Below are 16,937 nucleotides of genomic sequence, written 5' to 3'. Positions count from 1 at the left end.
AATGGCGACTTCTTCTTTGGCGTTTTACTCCGCCGATGTACTATCTTTAGGGATTAATGATTACACACAAGCTTTCAATTTGTTCAGAGCATGGGAAATATCCCGAATCAGTGAGTCCACATTTTCCCGCTGGGTTGCCCAACTGGTACAAAAACGAACGACGCTGTGTGTATCGGACACCTTTTCCCAGAATGTGAACGAGTAACGGCTGCGTAAATCCTGAAGCAGATCATCTGGCAGAATCGGAAATTGCTGATTGGTTGGTGAATCATATAGGAAAGTAATACCTTGCTCCGCAAGCGAATCATGAATCAACATGGCCATGTCCACCGCATGCTGGGAAATCTCAAGATACAGACCATCTTCAAACAGCGTTTCAAATTGAATTCCCAGCAATCTTCCTTTGGCAAGCAGGCCGCCTTTTTGTTTGATCATATAACGAAAATCTGGCTTGAGTTTTTCATTCAAAATGACTACCGCTTCCCCCATCAATGCTCCGATCTTGGTTCCGCCAATATAGAATACATCACATAGGCGTGCGAGATCAGCGAGAGTCGTATCACAATTCCGGGAAGCAAGAGCATACCCAAGACGCGCCCCATCAATAAAGAACGGGAGACCACACTGTTGGCTCACATTAAATAATGCTTGCAGCTCTGCCTTGCTGTACATCGTACCGTTCTCAGTAGGCTGGGATATGTAAACCATTCCGGGCTGGACACAATGTTCAGGTGCTGCATCATTCCAATGGGCATCATAGACCGCTTTGACCTGATCTGACGTGATCTTCCCATCCTCGCTTGGTACCGTGATCACTTTGTGACCTGTGGCTTCGATCGCTCCCGTCTCATGGACCGCGATGTGGCCCGAAGTCGCTGCAATCACGCCTTGGTATGGACGCAAAATGGAGGCAATAACCGTTGTATTTGTCTGTGTACCACCAACCAAAAAATGCACATCCGCCTGTTCATTTTCACAAGCTTGTCGAATAAGGCTTCTCGCCCGATCACAATGGGCATCTTTACCGTAACCGCTCGTTTGTTCCATGTTCGTTGAAATTAGTCTTTGCAAAATGCGCTCATGCGCGCCTTCGTTGTAATCACATTCGAATCGTATCATCGTCTTGTCTCTCCTGCTCTTTTGTTCAACTTATCCTGAATATTCATCATTGAAGCGTAAACTTCTCTGATCTCTTCCTCATCCAAACCTTGCATTAACTTCACAATCTGCTGATCTGAACGTTCATTCAACTCACCGTAAAGCTCCTGCCCTTTTTCAGTCAGGCGAATCAAACTAACGCGGCTGTCAGCAGCTGAATCCACTTTCATCAGCAGCCCTTCTCGGGTCAGTTTACTTACAATTCGGCTCATGTAGCTGCGATCAATGGTCAGTGTATCCACCAGATTGTTCGCAATGCTCTCCCCTTGATTGCCAATTTCAATAATGACCCTTGCTTCAGCGAAGGAGTATCCCGTTCCCAAGATATGCTTATCGAGTACACCGAGTATATTGGTATAAAAACGGTTAAAACGCCGCATTTCAGTCAACATATCTGCATTTATTTGCTGAGAGTCGATGTGAAACCCTCCCTTTTAGTGGACATTGTCAACATTATAATAATCAGTTTAGTGGACGTTGTCAACAATATATAATATTGATGAACTTTATAGTTCAAATGAATGTCACTTTATTGAAAAACAAAAAAAACAAAAAAACAAACCGCGCAAATGCACGGTTTGTTTTTTGGCTATTAAGAATGGCTGTATTGCACCTGGTGAAGTCTGCTGTATATGCCTCCGGCAGCGACCAGTTCCTCATGGTTACCCTGCTCTGCGATGCCATCCGCATTGACTACAAGGATGCGATCTGCATTCTTGATCGTTGTCAGTCGGTGTGCAATAACAAGGGTTGTTCTGCCCACTGACAGTTCCGCCAAGGACTTCTGGATTAATGCTTCGGTTTCGGTATCCAGAGCGGACGTTGCTTCGTCCAGAATGAGAATCGGTGGATTTTTCAGGAACATCCGAGCAATGGACAGGCGCTGTTTCTGACCTCCGGAAAGTTTGACACCACGCTCACCAATGATCGTATCAATCCCTTCTGGCAAAGTAAGAAGCAACTCTTCCAAAGATGCACGACGGGCTGCATCCCAGATTTGCTCGTCTGTTGCCGTTAAATCGCCATAAGCGATATTTTCCTTAATTGTGCCTGAGAAGAGAAATACATCCTGTTGAACAATACCGATATGTTTGCGCAAAGATTCCAGCTGAACCTCACGAATATCAACTCCATCAACGGTAATCCGACCTTCCTCTACTTCATAGAACCGTGGAAGCAGACTGCAAATGGTCGTTTTACCTGCACCGGAAGGACCCACAAATGCAACGGTTTCCCCTGGATTGATGGACAAACTGATATTATTCAGAATACGTCGATTTTCCTCATAACCGAATGAGACATTTTCGAAGCGAATATCTCCACGGACGCTTTTTAGCTCCACGGCATTTTTCGCATCGGCGATTTCCGGCTCGGTATCAATGATTTCCAGATAACGCTTGAATCCAGCGATCCCTTTCGGATAACTTTCGATTACAGCATTTATTTTCTCAATCGGGCGGAAGAAGATATTAGACAAGAGCAGGAATGCCATGAAATCACCCATATCAATTCTGCCATCGATAAAGAACCAAGCACCGCTGATCATAACGAACACAGTAACCAAACGCATCATCATGTAGCTGACCGATATACTCTTCGCCATCGTTTTGTAAGCAAGCAGCTTTGTTTTACGGAAATTCTCGTTGTCTACGGAAAAAAGTTTTTTCTCATGCTCTTCGTTAGCGAACGATTGAACGACACGAATTCCGCCTACGTTGTCTTCAATACGGGAATTGAAATTCCCCACATCGCCGAAGAGGCGCCGATAGGTCTTCGTCATGCGACCACCAAACACGATAATGACCCAGGCCATGATAGGAATAATGACAAAGGTGATCAGTGCAAGCTCTAAATTAATGTTCGCCATAAGCCAGAAAGATCCAATTAGAGTCATAATCGCGATGAATACATCCTCAGGTCCATGGTGAGCAACCTCTCCAATATCGTTGAGATCATTGGTAAGGTGACCGATCAGATGACCCGTCTTGCGATTATCGAAAAACCGGAAGGATAGCTTTTGTAAATGAGCAAACATCTTCGAACGCATGTTGGTTTCAATGTTAATGCCAAGCATATGTCCCCAGTAGGTCACGACATAATTCAAGACGGTATTCAGCGCATAGATCGACAGCAAGACAATACATGCGAGGATAATAAGTGGCCAATCTTGACCTGGCAGCAACTCATTAATGAATTTGCTTACAGCAAGTGGAAATGCCAGCTCTAGCAGACCAGCTAGTACTGCACAACCAAAATCAATTAAAAATAGTTTTTTGTAAGGACGATAATACGAGAAAAAACGACGAACCATTCTTATTCACTCTCCAGATCCTGATTAGGGCTTTCTTCTTCATTTTGTAATTCAAAAAGTTGGATGTATTCATCAATGACCTGATCAATGGCTTTCAGTTCACCACTTATCATCTGATGAATATTCCGGAACTCCTCCTGACCAAGCTGTCTGGCCAACGTAGCTCTTCGATTCTGCATTTGTTCCAAAAAGACTAAAATTCTTCCACGGCGAAACGTTTGTGCCCCATTGCCCCGTTTTCCGTGATGCTCTCCATGCCCTCTCCCACGTCTTGAACCTTCACCTTGTCGCTCTTCTTCCCCACGCCCCCGTCTGGACCGCTCTCCATGGCGATCAGGTTGTTCGTTCACATTTATATGTCTTTCTCTCATTTTTGAAGCACCTCCATCTTCGTATACATTTGTATACAAATTGTTTATGTATACGATTGTATACGTAAGGAATTTTTCTGTCAACCCGTATTTTTCCATTTTATTCTGGCCCAATTCATATTCAGTTCACCGTCCTAGAGTACACTAACTTACGTACCACCACAGAGATACCTAATCTACAGATAAGACAGGAGAAGATGAGATTGACACTGAAAAAACGAACTTCATTCGCCGCTGTAACCCTGGTGTTAACCATGTTAGCCCCAATGAATGCTCTCGCCGCACCGGCAAACAGTAACACCAGTAACCTCACGTATAATATGACCCAAAAAGCGGTGATGGAGAAGGCCAAGCTCCTTACCGAAACATACGGTACAACAAGTGTGCAGTACGCACTCATGGATGAGGGAGAGATCGTGATCTCCGGACAAGTAGGCAAAAACGACCCGGAGGGCCGTATCCCCCTTTCTTCTAATACAATGTATGGCATCGGTTCAACCAGTAAAATGGTGCTCACAGCCGCTGTGATGAAGCTGGTTGACGAAGACAAGATCGATCTGGATGTGCCGGTTGTGAACTATATCCCTGACTTTAAAATGAAAGATAACCGTTACAAACAGATCACACCTCGTATGTTGCTGAATCATTCATCCGGGATTCTTGGAACCTCAAGCGGTAGTGCCATACTGTATGGGGACAATGATACCTATGCACATGATACATTTTTGGATCAATTGGCCGAGCAAAATTTGAAGGCAGATCCGGGAGCCTACTCGGTGTATAGTAACGATAGCTTTACGTTAGCTGAAATTCTGGTCGAAAAGGTTAGTGGCATGAGCTTTAGCCATTTCATCCAACAGAATTTCACCGAACCCTTGGGTATGAGCCATACCAAAACGCCGCAGGATCTGATTGATCCTGACCAAATGGCGGTAACTTATTCGCAGCTGAATAAGGAACAACTTCCACTAGAGAACACGAATATGATTGGCTCTGGAGGCATTTACTCTACCGCAGAAGACCTGGTCAAATTTTCGCAAATCTTTACGGGAGAGGTCACAGGTATTCTTTCCAGTGAGTCAGCAGAAGCCATGACGCAGGAAGAATACAAAAGTGGCCTGTGGCCAGAGGATAGCGATTCATCGATTTCGTACGGGTTAGGTTGGGATAGTGTAGACTTGTTCCCATTTAGCGAATACGGCATCAAGGCAGTTACCAAAGGTGGCAATACGATTGCTTATCATTCGTCATTAATTGTGCTTCCGGAATACAACATGGCTGCAGCCGTTACCTCTTCAGGTGGATCAAGCACAACCGACCAATTGATTGCGAGCGAGCTGTTGCTTAGCGCACTTGAGGAAAAAGATATGATTAAAGAGCGGAAGCCGGAAAAATCATTTGGCGCCCCTGTAAAAACAACCATGCCGAAAGAGCTAACGCAGTATGCTGGCATTTATGGGGCGGTTGGCAGCTCGTTATTGAAGTTGGAAGTGAATGATGAAGGACAGTTGACGATGTCCCAGCTATTGTCGCCGAACAGTACCGAACAAAAGTATACGTATACTGAAGATGGCTCTTTCGTGAACGAGCAAGGTACAGAAAAGTTGAAATTCACTCAAGAGGATAACGGGAATACATACTTGTGGTCCCGTTCGTACCAGTCGGTGCCAGGGCTTGGACAGATCGCCTCCTCGGAATACAAGGCAGAAAAGCTCGAAACCAATTCATTATCCGAAGATGTAACAGCCGCTTGGCAGAAGCGTGAAGGCAACATTTATTACCTGGTGAATGAAAAATACACCTCAACGGTATATGACAGTGCAACGCCGATCATCCCCATTCATATGTTCGATGAAGCACCAGGTTATGTGTATACTAATAAAATTATTGATGCAAATTCGGCCGTGAATCAACTGCAAATTCCAGGCTTGGCTGGCCGGGATACGATGGAGTATAAGTTCTTCGAGAGAAACGGCGTAGAATACGTTTCAGCAGGAGGAAAGGTCTACGTCAGTCAAGAACTAGTGAGACCGCTCTATTCGGGGAAACAATCGAAGACAACGATTCAAACGAATGGTTATGCGACATGGTATTCGGTACCGGCAGCAGCCGCAGGTAAAGTGATGACAGTGAAGATGCCTTCGAAAGGTGCTTTCACTGTATATGACCAGACGGGTATCAGTACGAATCATACTGTGGTTAGTGGTGAAAATGAAGTTACATTGCCTGAAAACGGTACGATTGTATTTGCTGGTGAAGCTGGTTCAAGGTTCGAAATTTCGTTAACCAATCAATAATAATGAGCAAGGAAAATACGCCCGTTCCCCTGTGTTCTACTGGGGAACGGGCGTTTCATTCTTTCTGAAATCCATTCTGAAAGATACTACGTTTGTTCTAAGTTTATTTTACTTCATTCATAAACTTCCTGAAGTTTTCGGCTATTTCTTTGGATCGGGTATGGTGTAAATAATGCCCGCCTTCGAATGTCATCACTTTACCATGTACTGAATTTTTAACTTGCTCTTCATGCATAGGTATCCATCCTTCCGTTTCGGTATCATTCGCTTGTAAAAAGAAAATGACAGGCAGATCTTTGGGGAAGGTCAAGCCTTCAGCAGCTTTGAAATTGGGACCAAAATTTTCGCCTTCACTTAAGTTGTTCGGATTAAACGTATTTTTGAGTGAAAGCATTCTAATTTGTTCTCTGGTTTCATCATCAACAGCTGGTGCAATCAGTTGATCAGGGGCCAGTTTCATTAACAATCGGTAGAACCCTGATTTTTTGAGCAGTTTGTACACATCTGTTGGGAATGGATCATCGTTGCCTCCCTGCGTTGGAACGCTGCTATCAATCCCAACAAAAGCATTTACTTCGTTTGGATATTTGTTTACATAATCTAGTCCGTAGATTCCTGAAATGGAATGACCCATCAGCGTGTAATGAGTAATATTAAGCTGCTGTAGAGCTTCATGAATTTCACTGACCATATTTTCCGTGGTACGCTCTTTTTCAGTTATGTCACTTAATCCATAACCGAAAGGTTCAATGACGACGACTTTGTAAAACGGAGATAGCTCATCAATTAACGGTTTAAAATCGAGGGCTGGGGCAGGTGTTCCGTATCCCGGAAGCAATACCACGGTTTCTTCACCTTTTCCTTGGATCAACACATTCATGTTTTTCCCGTCAACCGCTACGGACTGACCATAGGGTTTTATTTTCCCTGCCTCCGACTTGTTGCTAAATACATTTACAAAATAGACAGTGGCAATAAATAATGCAAAAGCGATAACTATGGCTCCGAATATTTTGAGTAAAATGATTAATATTTTTTTCATCATGATGGTTTTCTCCTGTTGAGTTTGTTTGTCGTACAGCCGTTTGCAAATCCGTTAATTTACTTTTTTATTGAAATTTCAAATCGGGAGCCAGCATCACCTGCAAATACAATGCGGCCATTCTCTGGTAAGACAACTTTATTCTTACCACTGACCACGGTGTGATTAATACAAATTCCGTTCTGGTCATATACAGCAAAGGCTCCATTTGCAGGCAACTTGACTGTCATGACTTTTCCTTTCGCTGTCGCTGGTACCGAAAACCATTTGGCATATCCATCTGCTTGAATGGTTGTTGCGGATTGTTTACCCGAATAGATGGGTTTCACCAGTTCCTCACTGGCGTATACATACCCTAAGGCTGTAAGATACTCTCCTTCGTTCTTTTTAGAGAAATGAATGTCCATCGTATCACGTCCGGCTGTACCAGGAATTTGCAATAGATTGGCTGCTTCGTTTGCTCCAATAAACTTATGATTAGACATATAACCTGGGTTCTCTTTACTCAAATGAATAGGCAGGATCGATGAAGCATTCAGATAGACCATTGATGTGTATTTCTCATTCACTAGATAATATTTTTTACCATCGCGCTTTGCCCATGCGGCGTTAATCTCTTTGGATAATTTATTGGCTTCAAGCTTCTCCGCATTATATTCTGAGAAAGCCAGCTGTCCGAGTCCTGGAACAGATATATAAGATCGTGACCACAAGTAGGTTTTCCCATTTTTCTCCACAACGAATTTCAACTTATCTGTACCTTCGTTGTTAACAAAAGTACCATCTGCTGTATATGTGTATTCTTGAACCGGATTACTCGGAGCTGTAAGTGAAGATACAGTCATTTGTCCAGTCTTATTGATGTTGATCTTCGTAACTGAATTATTGCCACCATATATACCTGCAAACTTGGATATTCCCTTAGGCATATTGGCCTTCACGGGTACGCCAAATGATTTTTCCGGCTTCCGTTCTGTAATAACGCCCTTTTCCTCAAGTGCGCTGAGTAATAATTCATTCGCAATGAATTGATTGGTCAAGCTCGCCCCGCCTGAAGAGATAACGGCTGCAGCCATGTTGTGTTCTGGGAGTACCGTTAATGAAGACTGATAAGATAACGTATCCCCTCCTTTCATAACGGCCTTAATGCCGTATTCATTGAATGGGAACAAGTTCACACTATCCCACCCTAACCCGTAAGACATCAGCGTATCGCTATCCTCTGGCCACATTCCTTTTTTATATTCTTCTTGCCCCATTTCTTCTACAGACTTGCTGGAAAGAATTCCATTGACTTCTCCCGTGAAGATTCTAGAAAATTTGACCAAATCTTCAGCGGTGGAATACAGACCTCCAGTACCGATGATATTATAATTCTCTTTTGGAAGTTGTCCCTCATAAAAAGGGGAATAGATTCCCGCCATTTCTGCCGGATTAACTACATCCTGTGGTGTCTTGGTATGGTTCATGTCCAAAGGCTCTGTGAAATACTTGTGTATAAATGCGGTATAACCGATGCCGCTAACTCTTTCGACCAGAATCTCGGCTAACGTAAAGCCATCGTTGCTGTAGACGGAGTATGCGCCGGGATCTGCTTTAAGGTTTTGATTCGCCAATTGCTTCAAAAACGTATCATGTGAATACGTGTCATTATCTCCGTACAATGTGGCATTGCTGGTTGAGGTGCCCAGAAGACCGGCTGAGTGATTCAACAGCATACGGGGTGTGATCTGTTTGTATCGGTTATCTTTCATGTTAAAGTCAGGCATATAGTTCATAACAGGCACATCCAAATCGATCTTGCCTTCGTCAACCAGCTTCATTACAGCGGCGGTAAGCATCATTTTACTGGTTGAACCAATGCCATAGATCGTGTTCGAAGTAAGAGGTACCTTGTCGTTTATATCGTTCTTACCCGTTTGACCGGAGACCACAATCTCTCCATCATCGATGAGCGCATATTGCAGACTCGTCGTACCATACGTCTCAGTCAGTAATTTGGCTTTTTCCATCACGGTTTTCTTCGTTGCCTCATACGTAAGGTTGCTGTTGTTCATGGCAGCCGGTGTGGCCATTGCAGATAATGGGGCTAACATGGTCAACGCTAGCGTTAAAGCTGCAATTGAAGTTCGTTTTTTGACTGTTCTCTTGAGCACTTTCATTTTCTCTTGTTGTATCATTTGCATCTTCTCCTGTCAGTATCTCTTTATTAGAGTATCCTAGCTTTGGTACTAAAATAAGCTTAACCAATAGAAATGTACTCTTCGTGACGTCTATATGAACCGAGTATGAATAGGCAAAATAATTTGAGTACATGATGATTCACGATCCTTGATCCTTCCTTTTTACGTCATAAAAATATCCCCTTTAAGTAGACACTTAAAGGGGATAAAGACTTTGTCTATTTCAATGAAATTTCAAATGTGGAACCGACCTCACCTGCAAATACAATACGGCCGTTTTTGGGTAAGACAACCTCATTCTTACCGCTGACCACGGTGTGATTAATACAAATACCCGTCTGGTCATATACGGCAAAGGCTCCATTTGCAGGCATCTTAACCGTCATAACTTTTCCTTTCACAGATGCGGGTACCGAAAACCATTTTGCATATCCATCTGCTTGAATGGTTGTAGCGGATTGTTTACCGGAATAGAGTGGTTGTACAATTTCCTCACTGGCGAATACGCTACCTACAGCTGTAATGTACTCCACTCCGTTCTTTTTGGAGAAATAAATTTCCTTTGTATCACGTCCAGCCATGCCAGGGATTTGCAGCTCAGTGACTGCTTCGTTTGCTCCAATAATCTTATTATTAGACATATACCCTGGTGTCTCTTTATTCGAATGAATAGGAATGATTGGTGATGAATGGAGATAAACCGTTGATGTATATTTCTGATTCACCACGTAATATCTTTTACCTTCACGCTTTTCCCACGAGGCGGTAACATCCTGGGATAATTCATTGGCTTCCAGCTTCTCCGCTGTATATTCTGAGAAAGCCAACTGCCCAAGTCCTGGCAAGGATATATAAGATCGAGACCACAGATAAGTACTTCCATTCTTCTCCGTAACGAATTTCAACTTTTCTGTGCCTTTATCGTTAACAAAAGTACCATCAGCTGTATATGTGTATTTTTGAGCCGAATCACTCGGAGCTGCGAGTGTGGATACAGTCATTTGTCCAGCATGATTCATTTCGATCTTCTTAACCGAATTATTGGCGCCATACATACCTGCATACGCGGATATTTCTTTAGGTATATCTGCTTTTACTGGCACCCCAAATGACTTTTCTGGCTTCCGTTCTGTAATAATACCCTTTTCCTCAAGTGCGCTGAGTAATAATTCACTTGCAATAAACTGATCTTTGGCACTCGTCCCACCGGATGAGGTAACGGCTGCAGCTAGATTGTATTCCGGCAGTACGATTAATGATGAGTGATACGATATGGTATCTCCACCTTTCGTAACGGCCTTGATGCCGTATTCACTGAATGGGTATAAGTTCACACTATCCCAACCTAACCCGTACGAAATAGATGAATCGCTGTCCTCTGGCCACATGCCTCTTTTGTATTCTTCTTGCGCCATGGCTTCTACCGACTTACTGGAAAGAATACCTTCGACCTCTCCCGTGAAGATTTGTGAAAATTTCACAAGATCTTCAGCGGTAGAATAAATACCTCCAGTAGCGATGATATTATAATTCTCTTGTGGAAGCTGGCCTTCATATAAAGGAGAATAGATTCCCGCCATTTCTGCTGGCCCAACCACATCCTGTGGTGTTTTGGTATGATTCATGTCCAGAGGCTCTGTAATATACTTGTGTATAAAAGCAGTAAAGCCCATGCCACTAACTCTTTCGACTAGAATTTCCGCTAATGTAAAACCATCGTTACAATATACGGAGTATTCTCCTGGATCGGCTTTCAGGTTTTGATTCGCCAATTGATCTAGAAACGTATCATGTGAATTCGTATCATTATCTCCGTACAATGTAGCATTGCTGCCAGTGCTGCCCAGCAGACCGGAAGAATGATTTAATAGCATGCGTGGTGTGAGTTGTTTGTAGCGATTATCTTTCATTTTAAAGTCAGGGATATAGTTCACAACAGGCACATCCAAATCCATCTTGCCATCGTCAACCAGTTTCATTACAGCAGTGGTAAGTACCATTTTACTGGTTGAACCAATGCCATAGATCGTGTTCGAAGTAAGAGGCACCTTGTTATTGATATCGTTTTTGCCCGTTTGACCGGACACCACAATCTCTCCACCATCGATTAATGCATATTGTACACTGGTCGTACCGTACGTCTCGGTAAGGATCTTGGCTTTCTCCGCTACTGTTTTCTTGGTTGGTTCATACGTCAGATCGCTGTTGTTACTCGTAGCTGGTGCGGCCAGTACTGACATTGGAGATAACATCATTAACGCCAGAGTTAAGGCGGTGATTGAAGTTCTTTTTCCCTTTTGTCGTCCCATTCACATCATCTCCTGATTTAAATGTTTTGGTTGATTAGAGTTCTTTTGGATCTATAAATTTCACCTCTGGATACAAGTCGCTCGGCCCCTGAATTAGAGTTCCGCCCGATCCTTTCAATTGCTTATTAAAGAAATCAAGTACATATTGATTTACGATGTTTGACCCTCTTTTACCATTGATGTCTCCTGTAATTCCGGACAGTTTAATCAGCTCCGAATAGAATTGAAGATCCGTGAAATTGAAGTGCTGGGTTCCTTCTATATAAATCACATCCCCCCCCTGATTGATAACCGTTTTCATAATGTGCAGCTCATCTGAAAGAAACTTAGTTACTTCGTCATCCGAATTTCTATCACTTTCAAAATTGGCTAACCAGTCTTCAAAATTTCCCGATCTGATAAACATAAACGGCTTGTTTATATCATCTCTATCTTCTACTTCATTCAGTGACCCATCCATATTAACCCCGGCCTTGATTCGTTGATCTAAATACGTTGCATTAAACGCCGTTGCTCCCCCAAAAGAATGTCCCATCGCGCCTATGTTATTTAAATCGATCTTCCCTTTAAATTGACTTTCAATTACACCTGAATTTAACTTTTCGATTTGATCGATAACAAACTCAACGTCTTTTGTCCATATATCCCCAACTTCACTGCGGTCATCTATGGTTGTCATTTTTGTTGTATAGCCCGTTACACGGCCATCCGGAAAAAGGGTAGCAAAGGTGCTGTACGTATGATCGATTGTGACCACGATAAAACCATGACTGGCAAGATTCTCGGCCTGTGATGCTTGTAGAACTCTACTGGTTCCCATACCATGAGATAGCAGTACCACGGGATAAGGACTTGTGGAAGGTAATATTTCTACATTTTCATAAGAGTTGGTTTGACTATACTTCAAGTAGTCGAGCAAAAATTCGGGCAGTTTTAAAGAAGCAGAGAAGCTCTGAATATACGTTTTGAACATTTCTTTATCATTTGGAAACAGCGTGTCACGCTTGTTGTTATTCATGTTCTCAGTAGGATACCAGAATTGGACCATTAACTCCCTCTTGTCGCTTTGATCTTCAGTTAAGACTTCAGCTCTATTCTGGTCTGTAAAATGAAATGTTTGAGTACCCACTTTCTCTGGACCATCCGGCTTCGGCAAATTAAAAACAGGTAGGTATACAGACAAGGCAGTAGAAACAACCAGCAGAATGACGATTAGGGAAGATAAACTATATTTCAAGAACTTCCCTATTTTTAGATTCACCATCTTTTCGGAATGTCTGAATAAAACGATGAGTATGAATAGCGCCGTCATGATATATACCAAAAGCAGCTGCCATCTGTATCCCTCAACAAATAATTGAACTAATAATATAACGCTACTTCCTATACCCAAACCCAAGCCTATTTTCTTTACACTTCTTTTAATAAACAATAGATCTACCAGTAAAGCGAAACAGGATAAAACTAAAAGTATTTCAAATAATCTCATTTGAATTCCTCTCTTTCATCACGGACATCGGCCGAATTGGATATACTATGGAAAAACCGCCCCACAGGACGGTTTTTTCATATTCATTTATACACATCTGTAAAATCTCGAGTAGACTTATACAGGATATTTACTTTGCTTCGTTCATGAATGCTCTAAAGTCCTCAGCTATTTCTTTAAATAACGTATGGTGTAAATAATGTTCGCCATCCATTGTGATTACTTTTCCGTGTACCGAATCTTTGATCTGACCTTCATGCAAAGGTATCCAACCTTTTACACCTTCATTATTCGCTTGAATAAAGAGAAGAAGTGGAAGGTCTTTGGGGAAGGTTAAACCTTGAGCATCTTTAAAATTGGAAGCAATATGGTCCATCTCATTTAACATCGTGGAACTATTCGAGTTTTTATTCGACAGCATTTTCATCTGCTCTACGGTGTGCTCATCAAATGCGAGTCCAGCATAAGGGTCACCACCAAATTTGACTACTAGTCTTTGGAGACCTGATTTTTTAAGGAATCCGAACATTTTTGTAGGTAATTTGGCATCCATACCCGGTTGTGTTGAAACACTGCTGTCGATTCCGACAAATGCAGTCACCTCGTTTGGATATTTGTTCACATACTCAATGCCGTAAATGCCTGCAATGGAGTGGCCCATGAGGATATACTGGTTAATGTTAAGCTGTTGTAAAGCTTCATGAACTTCAGTTACGATATTTTCTGCGGTTCGTTCTTTTTCAGTTCCATCACTTAATCCATAACCGAAAGGTTCAACCGCCACAACTTTGTAATATGGAGATAGCTCATCGATGAGCAGCTTAAAATCAAGCGCTGGCGCAGCTGTTCCATAACCTGGCAGAAGCACGATCGTTTCCTTGCCTTCGCCTTGAATTAACACATTCATATTTTTCCCGTCTACAGATACGTGCTGGCCGTAAGTCTCTATCTTTTTCGCCTCTGAATTGGTACTGATCACATTCGTGATATAAACAATACCTAGAAACAGAACAATGACGATTACGATTGCTCCTAGTACTTTAAGTATATTGTTTCTTACCTTTTTGGCCCTCGAGCCATTCTTCGCTTTCTTTTCCTCTGGTTGTGTCACTCTCATCTTCTCCTGTCTTGAACTGTTTGTTCGGCTTTCTTCTGTGCTACTGATGTAATCTTAACCAATGAAAATGTACTCCCCGTGACGTCAATATGAACTGAATATGAACAACTAAATAAATTAATATTTACTGGGACGTCATAAATCCTCTGAATTTTTCAGCAATTTCTTTGGCATGGGAACGATACAAATAATGATTTGCCTCCAGCAGTACCACTTCACCATGTACAGAATCCTTTATTAACTTCTCGTGCTCAGGGATCCACCTGTCTGTTGCCGGATGATTCTTTTGAATAAAGAAAAGAAGAGGAGATTCACAGGGAACGCCCCACTGTTTCTTCTCTGTTTCATGTGTCACACTCATCTGCTCCTGTTCTCATCTGTTTAATGGCCGTAACAAGCCGTTAAATCAAGCCTAACCAACCAAGATGTCCTCATCATGACGACAATATGAACGAATTATGAACTAACAAAAAAAGCCACGTTTCACATGCAAAGAAGCTTGCATGTGAAACGTGGCCTGAACATACGATTTAGACAATCGGATGAATATTCTATACATCCACCTTATCCTGTAAGCCTAACTACTCCGTTGGTGGAGTGATTGGCAACGTGACAATAAAGGTTGTTCCCTGACCAGGTTCACTTTCTACTCTAATATCCCCTTGATGAAGCGATACAATCTGTTTAACAATAGCAAGCCCCATACCACTGCCGTCATACTTGCGACTGTGAGAACGATCCGACTTGAAAAATCGTTCGAATATACGCTTCTGGTCTTCAAGAGGGATACCGATACCTGTGTCGGAGATTCGAATAGTCACGTTCTTGATATCCTGCTTGGTGCTGACGTGAATTACGCCGCCATCCTTGGAAAATTTGATACCGTTGCTGAGAATATTCGTCCATACCTGGTTCAACTGATCGTGATCAGCCAAGACTTTAACGCCTTGGAGATCAAGCTCAAAGTGAATGTTGCGAGCAGACCATTGTGGCTGGAGAGTTACAATAACCCGCCTGATCTGTTCATCCAGGCTGAGTGTGCTAAGTCGCGGTTGCTGTGACTGTGATTCAAGCATACTCAACTTGAGCAGATTATCACTCATTTTGGACATCCGCTTCGCCTCGGCGATAATAATCTCAAGATATCGGCTTCGTTCTTGCTCTGAGAGGTTTACTTGTTTCAGTGCTTGAGCATAACCGGATATCGAAGTCAGCGGAGATTGAACCTCGTGCGACACATTCGTTACAAATTCCCTGCGCATCTGTTCCAACTGCTGCAAATCATGCATCATTTCTTCGAAGCTGCGCGCCAGTGTGCCCAGTTCTCCGGTTTGCTTGATATTCAGCTTGACGTTAAAATCTCCAGCAGCGATCCGCTTCGTTGCTTTTGTCAGTTTTTTAATCGGTCTAACCAAGAATATGGAAGCAATCAGAATGATAATACTTCCTGCAACCAATGAACAGGTTGCAAAGATCGAAGCCCATTTGACGACAAACGAGGAAGAAGGTGGAGCGAGCGTCTCCAAAAACATTGCTTTCGTTCCCACTTCCGTTTTCACCGGCAACCCTAAAAGAACTGTAGCAATACCGTTCGGATTGTCCTGGACTACGCCTCCATCTAACACTTTCTTTAGTTGCTCTTTCGTCACCGCGGCCGATTTATGTCCGTTAAGCTTTCCATACGACTGGAACTGACCCGTTGCATCGTAAATTCGAATATGATATGAATTCAGTAGCTTCATTTCACTAACAAACGATTCTGCTTCACTTAATGGAAGGGTCTTGTAAATCTGCACGACATCTTGGCCGAAGTTACGTATGTTAATTTGAGCATTTTCATTCAATTGATCTTCGAATATCATCGTGGACATGAAAAAAGAAATGACCGTGCCGGCGATGACGGAAACCAGAAATGTCAGGACCACACGAATATATAACGATCTAATCATTCGTAAACCTCAAGCCGGTACCCCAGGCCTCGCACCGTTTCGATCCGAAAATCGGGTGTTGATGCGAACCGTTCACGCAGGCGTTTAATATGTACGTCTATCGTTCGATCATCACCGGCGTAATCAATACCCCAGATTTGATCGATCAATTGCTCACGTGTATAGACTTGTCCGGGTGTTCCAGCGAGTTTATAGAGCAATTCGAACTCCTTCAGCGGCAACGTAAGCGACTCTGTTCCGCTCGTCACCTTGTAGGTTTGTCGATCCAGGATGACGTTGCCGAAATGGATCGTCTGTGTGGAGCCGATTTTGTATCGTTTGAGTAATGCTCGGACGCGAGCCGTGAGCTCCAACGGATCAAACGGTTTCGTTAGATAATCATCGGTCCCCAGTTCGAATCCTTTCACCTTTTCCCAGGTCTCACCTCTCGCCGTCAGCATGAGCAGCGGAAGATCAGGATTGGCTCTTCGCAGCTCCTTACATAACGTCCAGCCATCCATGACAGGCATCATGATATCAAGCACAACAAGATCGACATGTGTTGAGCCGTAAACGGTCAGTGCCTCCTTGCCATCCGCAGCTTCAGCCGTTTCAAATCCGTCATTTCTCAAAAATAAACAGACGAGTTCACGAATATTCGGATCATCGTCAGCAACCAGTATTGTAGGCATTTGTTTCCTCTTTTCCTGTTTCCATGTCATGTAGTCGTAA

General features: G+C 42.9%; 13 protein-coding genes. 1 reads left to right on the top strand and 12 read right to left on the bottom strand.

Annotated elements, in window-relative coordinates; all coding sequences use genetic code 11:
- Nucleotides 1–60: 60 nt before the first annotated feature.
- The 4 genes from AC4PM4_RS02360 to AC4PM4_RS02345 form a co-directional block, all read right to left on the bottom strand.
- Nucleotides 61–1,119 carry a threonine aldolase family protein gene (locus AC4PM4_RS02360; RefSeq protein ID WP_491612632.1) on the bottom strand — a complete coding sequence of 353 codons (1,059 nt, stop codon included), beginning with the start codon at nucleotides 1,117–1,119 and terminating at the stop codon, nucleotides 61–63.
- Nucleotides 1,116–1,550: a MarR family winged helix-turn-helix transcriptional regulator gene (locus AC4PM4_RS02355; protein WP_491612631.1), complete on the bottom strand. Its 435-nt coding sequence runs from the start codon at nucleotides 1,548–1,550 to the stop codon at nucleotides 1,116–1,118. The genes AC4PM4_RS02360 and AC4PM4_RS02355 overlap by 4 nt, the downstream gene beginning before the upstream one ends.
- Nucleotides 1,551–1,750: 200 nt before the next feature.
- On the bottom strand, nucleotides 1,751–3,469 hold the full coding sequence (locus AC4PM4_RS02350; RefSeq protein WP_063565166.1) for an ABC transporter ATP-binding protein: 1,719 nt from the start codon (nucleotides 3,467–3,469) through the stop codon (nucleotides 1,751–1,753).
- Nucleotides 3,470–3,471: 2 nt separating this feature from the next.
- Nucleotides 3,472–3,840, bottom strand: a complete 369-nt coding sequence (locus AC4PM4_RS02345) for a hypothetical protein (protein WP_090806120.1) — start codon at nucleotides 3,838–3,840, stop codon at nucleotides 3,472–3,474.
- 197 nt (nucleotides 3,841–4,037) lie between these two features.
- Here AC4PM4_RS02345 and AC4PM4_RS02340 point away from each other — a divergent pair, with 197 nt between their 5' ends.
- Complete coding sequence (locus AC4PM4_RS02340; protein ID WP_491612630.1) at nucleotides 4,038–6,137, top strand: serine hydrolase domain-containing protein; 2,100 nt, start codon at nucleotides 4,038–4,040, stop codon at nucleotides 6,135–6,137.
- Nucleotides 6,138–6,240: 103 nt separating this feature from the next.
- Here the strand turns inward: AC4PM4_RS02340 and AC4PM4_RS02335 are convergent, their stop codons facing one another.
- The 8 genes from AC4PM4_RS02335 to AC4PM4_RS02300 form a co-directional block, all read right to left on the bottom strand.
- The gene (locus tag AC4PM4_RS02335; RefSeq protein WP_072732735.1) at nucleotides 6,241–7,182 is read right to left on the bottom strand and encodes an alpha/beta hydrolase; all 942 of its coding nucleotides are present in this window, start codon (nucleotides 7,180–7,182) and stop codon (nucleotides 6,241–6,243) included.
- Between the two features lie 56 nt (nucleotides 7,183–7,238).
- Nucleotides 7,239–9,359 carry a serine hydrolase domain-containing protein gene (locus AC4PM4_RS02330; RefSeq protein ID WP_491612628.1) on the bottom strand — a complete coding sequence of 707 codons (2,121 nt, stop codon included), beginning with the start codon at nucleotides 9,357–9,359 and terminating at the stop codon, nucleotides 7,239–7,241.
- Nucleotides 9,360–9,580: 221 nt separating this feature from the next.
- Entirely contained in the window at nucleotides 9,581–11,671 is a 2,091-nt protein-coding gene (locus AC4PM4_RS02325) for a serine hydrolase domain-containing protein (protein WP_090949722.1), read from the bottom strand.
- 34 nt (nucleotides 11,672–11,705) lie between these two features.
- A complete protein-coding gene (locus AC4PM4_RS02320) occupies nucleotides 11,706–13,160 on the bottom strand; it encodes an alpha/beta hydrolase family protein (RefSeq protein WP_072732733.1) in 1,455 nt (484 codons plus the stop codon).
- A 130-nt stretch (nucleotides 13,161–13,290) separates the two neighbouring features.
- On the bottom strand, nucleotides 13,291–14,271 hold the full coding sequence (locus AC4PM4_RS02315; protein ID WP_063565171.1) for an alpha/beta fold hydrolase: 981 nt from the start codon (nucleotides 14,269–14,271) through the stop codon (nucleotides 13,291–13,293).
- A gap of 130 nt (nucleotides 14,272–14,401) precedes the next feature.
- Nucleotides 14,402–14,632 (bottom strand): hypothetical protein, encoded by a 231-nt coding sequence (locus tag AC4PM4_RS02310; RefSeq protein ID WP_063565172.1) that lies wholly within the window; start codon nucleotides 14,630–14,632, stop codon nucleotides 14,402–14,404.
- 226 nt (nucleotides 14,633–14,858) lie between these two features.
- Entirely contained in the window at nucleotides 14,859–16,226 is a 1,368-nt protein-coding gene (locus AC4PM4_RS02305) for a sensor histidine kinase (RefSeq protein WP_063565173.1), read from the bottom strand.
- A complete protein-coding gene (locus tag AC4PM4_RS02300) occupies nucleotides 16,223–16,897 on the bottom strand; it encodes a response regulator transcription factor (protein ID WP_063565174.1) in 675 nt (224 codons plus the stop codon). Before AC4PM4_RS02300 ends, AC4PM4_RS02305 begins: the two co-directional genes overlap by 4 nt.
- Between the last annotated feature and the right edge of the window lie 40 nt (nucleotides 16,898–16,937).

The sequence above is a fragment of the Paenibacillus sp. MDV22-iso6 genome (assembly GCF_058408365.1).
The sequence above is the reverse complement of the archived record's forward strand: the minus strand, read 5'-3'. Positions and strand labels throughout refer to the sequence as shown.

Bases quoted from the DNA above. Each gene is read 5' to 3' on its own strand.
- AC4PM4_RS02305 (WP_063565173.1), bottom strand. From the start codon at position 16,226: ATGATTAGATCGTTATATATTCGTGTGGTCCTGACATTTCTGGTTTCC.
- AC4PM4_RS02320 (WP_072732733.1), bottom strand. From the start codon at position 13,160: ATGAGATTATTTGAAATACTTTTAGTTTTATCCTGTTTCGCTTTACTG.
- AC4PM4_RS02335 (WP_072732735.1), bottom strand. From the start codon at position 7,182: ATGATGAAAAAAATATTAATCATTTTACTCAAAATATTCGGAGCCATA.
- AC4PM4_RS02355 (WP_491612631.1), bottom strand. From the start codon at position 1,550: ATGTTGACTGAAATGCGGCGTTTTAACCGTTTTTATACCAATATACTC.
- AC4PM4_RS02340 (WP_491612630.1), top strand. From the start codon at position 4,038: ATGAGATTGACACTGAAAAAACGAACTTCATTCGCCGCTGTAACCCTG.
- AC4PM4_RS02325 (WP_090949722.1), bottom strand. From the start codon at position 11,671: ATGGGACGACAAAAGGGAAAAAGAACTTCAATCACCGCCTTAACTCTG.
- AC4PM4_RS02350 (WP_063565166.1), bottom strand. From the start codon at position 3,469: ATGGTTCGTCGTTTTTTCTCGTATTATCGTCCTTACAAAAAACTATTT.
- AC4PM4_RS02330 (WP_491612628.1), bottom strand. From the start codon at position 9,359: ATGATACAACAAGAGAAAATGAAAGTGCTCAAGAGAACAGTCAAAAAA.
- AC4PM4_RS02300 (WP_063565174.1), bottom strand. From the start codon at position 16,897: ATGCCTACAATACTGGTTGCTGACGATGATCCGAATATTCGTGAACTC.
- AC4PM4_RS02360 (WP_491612632.1), bottom strand. From the start codon at position 1,119: ATGATACGATTCGAATGTGATTACAACGAAGGCGCGCATGAGCGCATT.
- AC4PM4_RS02345 (WP_090806120.1), bottom strand. From the start codon at position 3,840: ATGAGAGAAAGACATATAAATGTGAACGAACAACCTGATCGCCATGGA.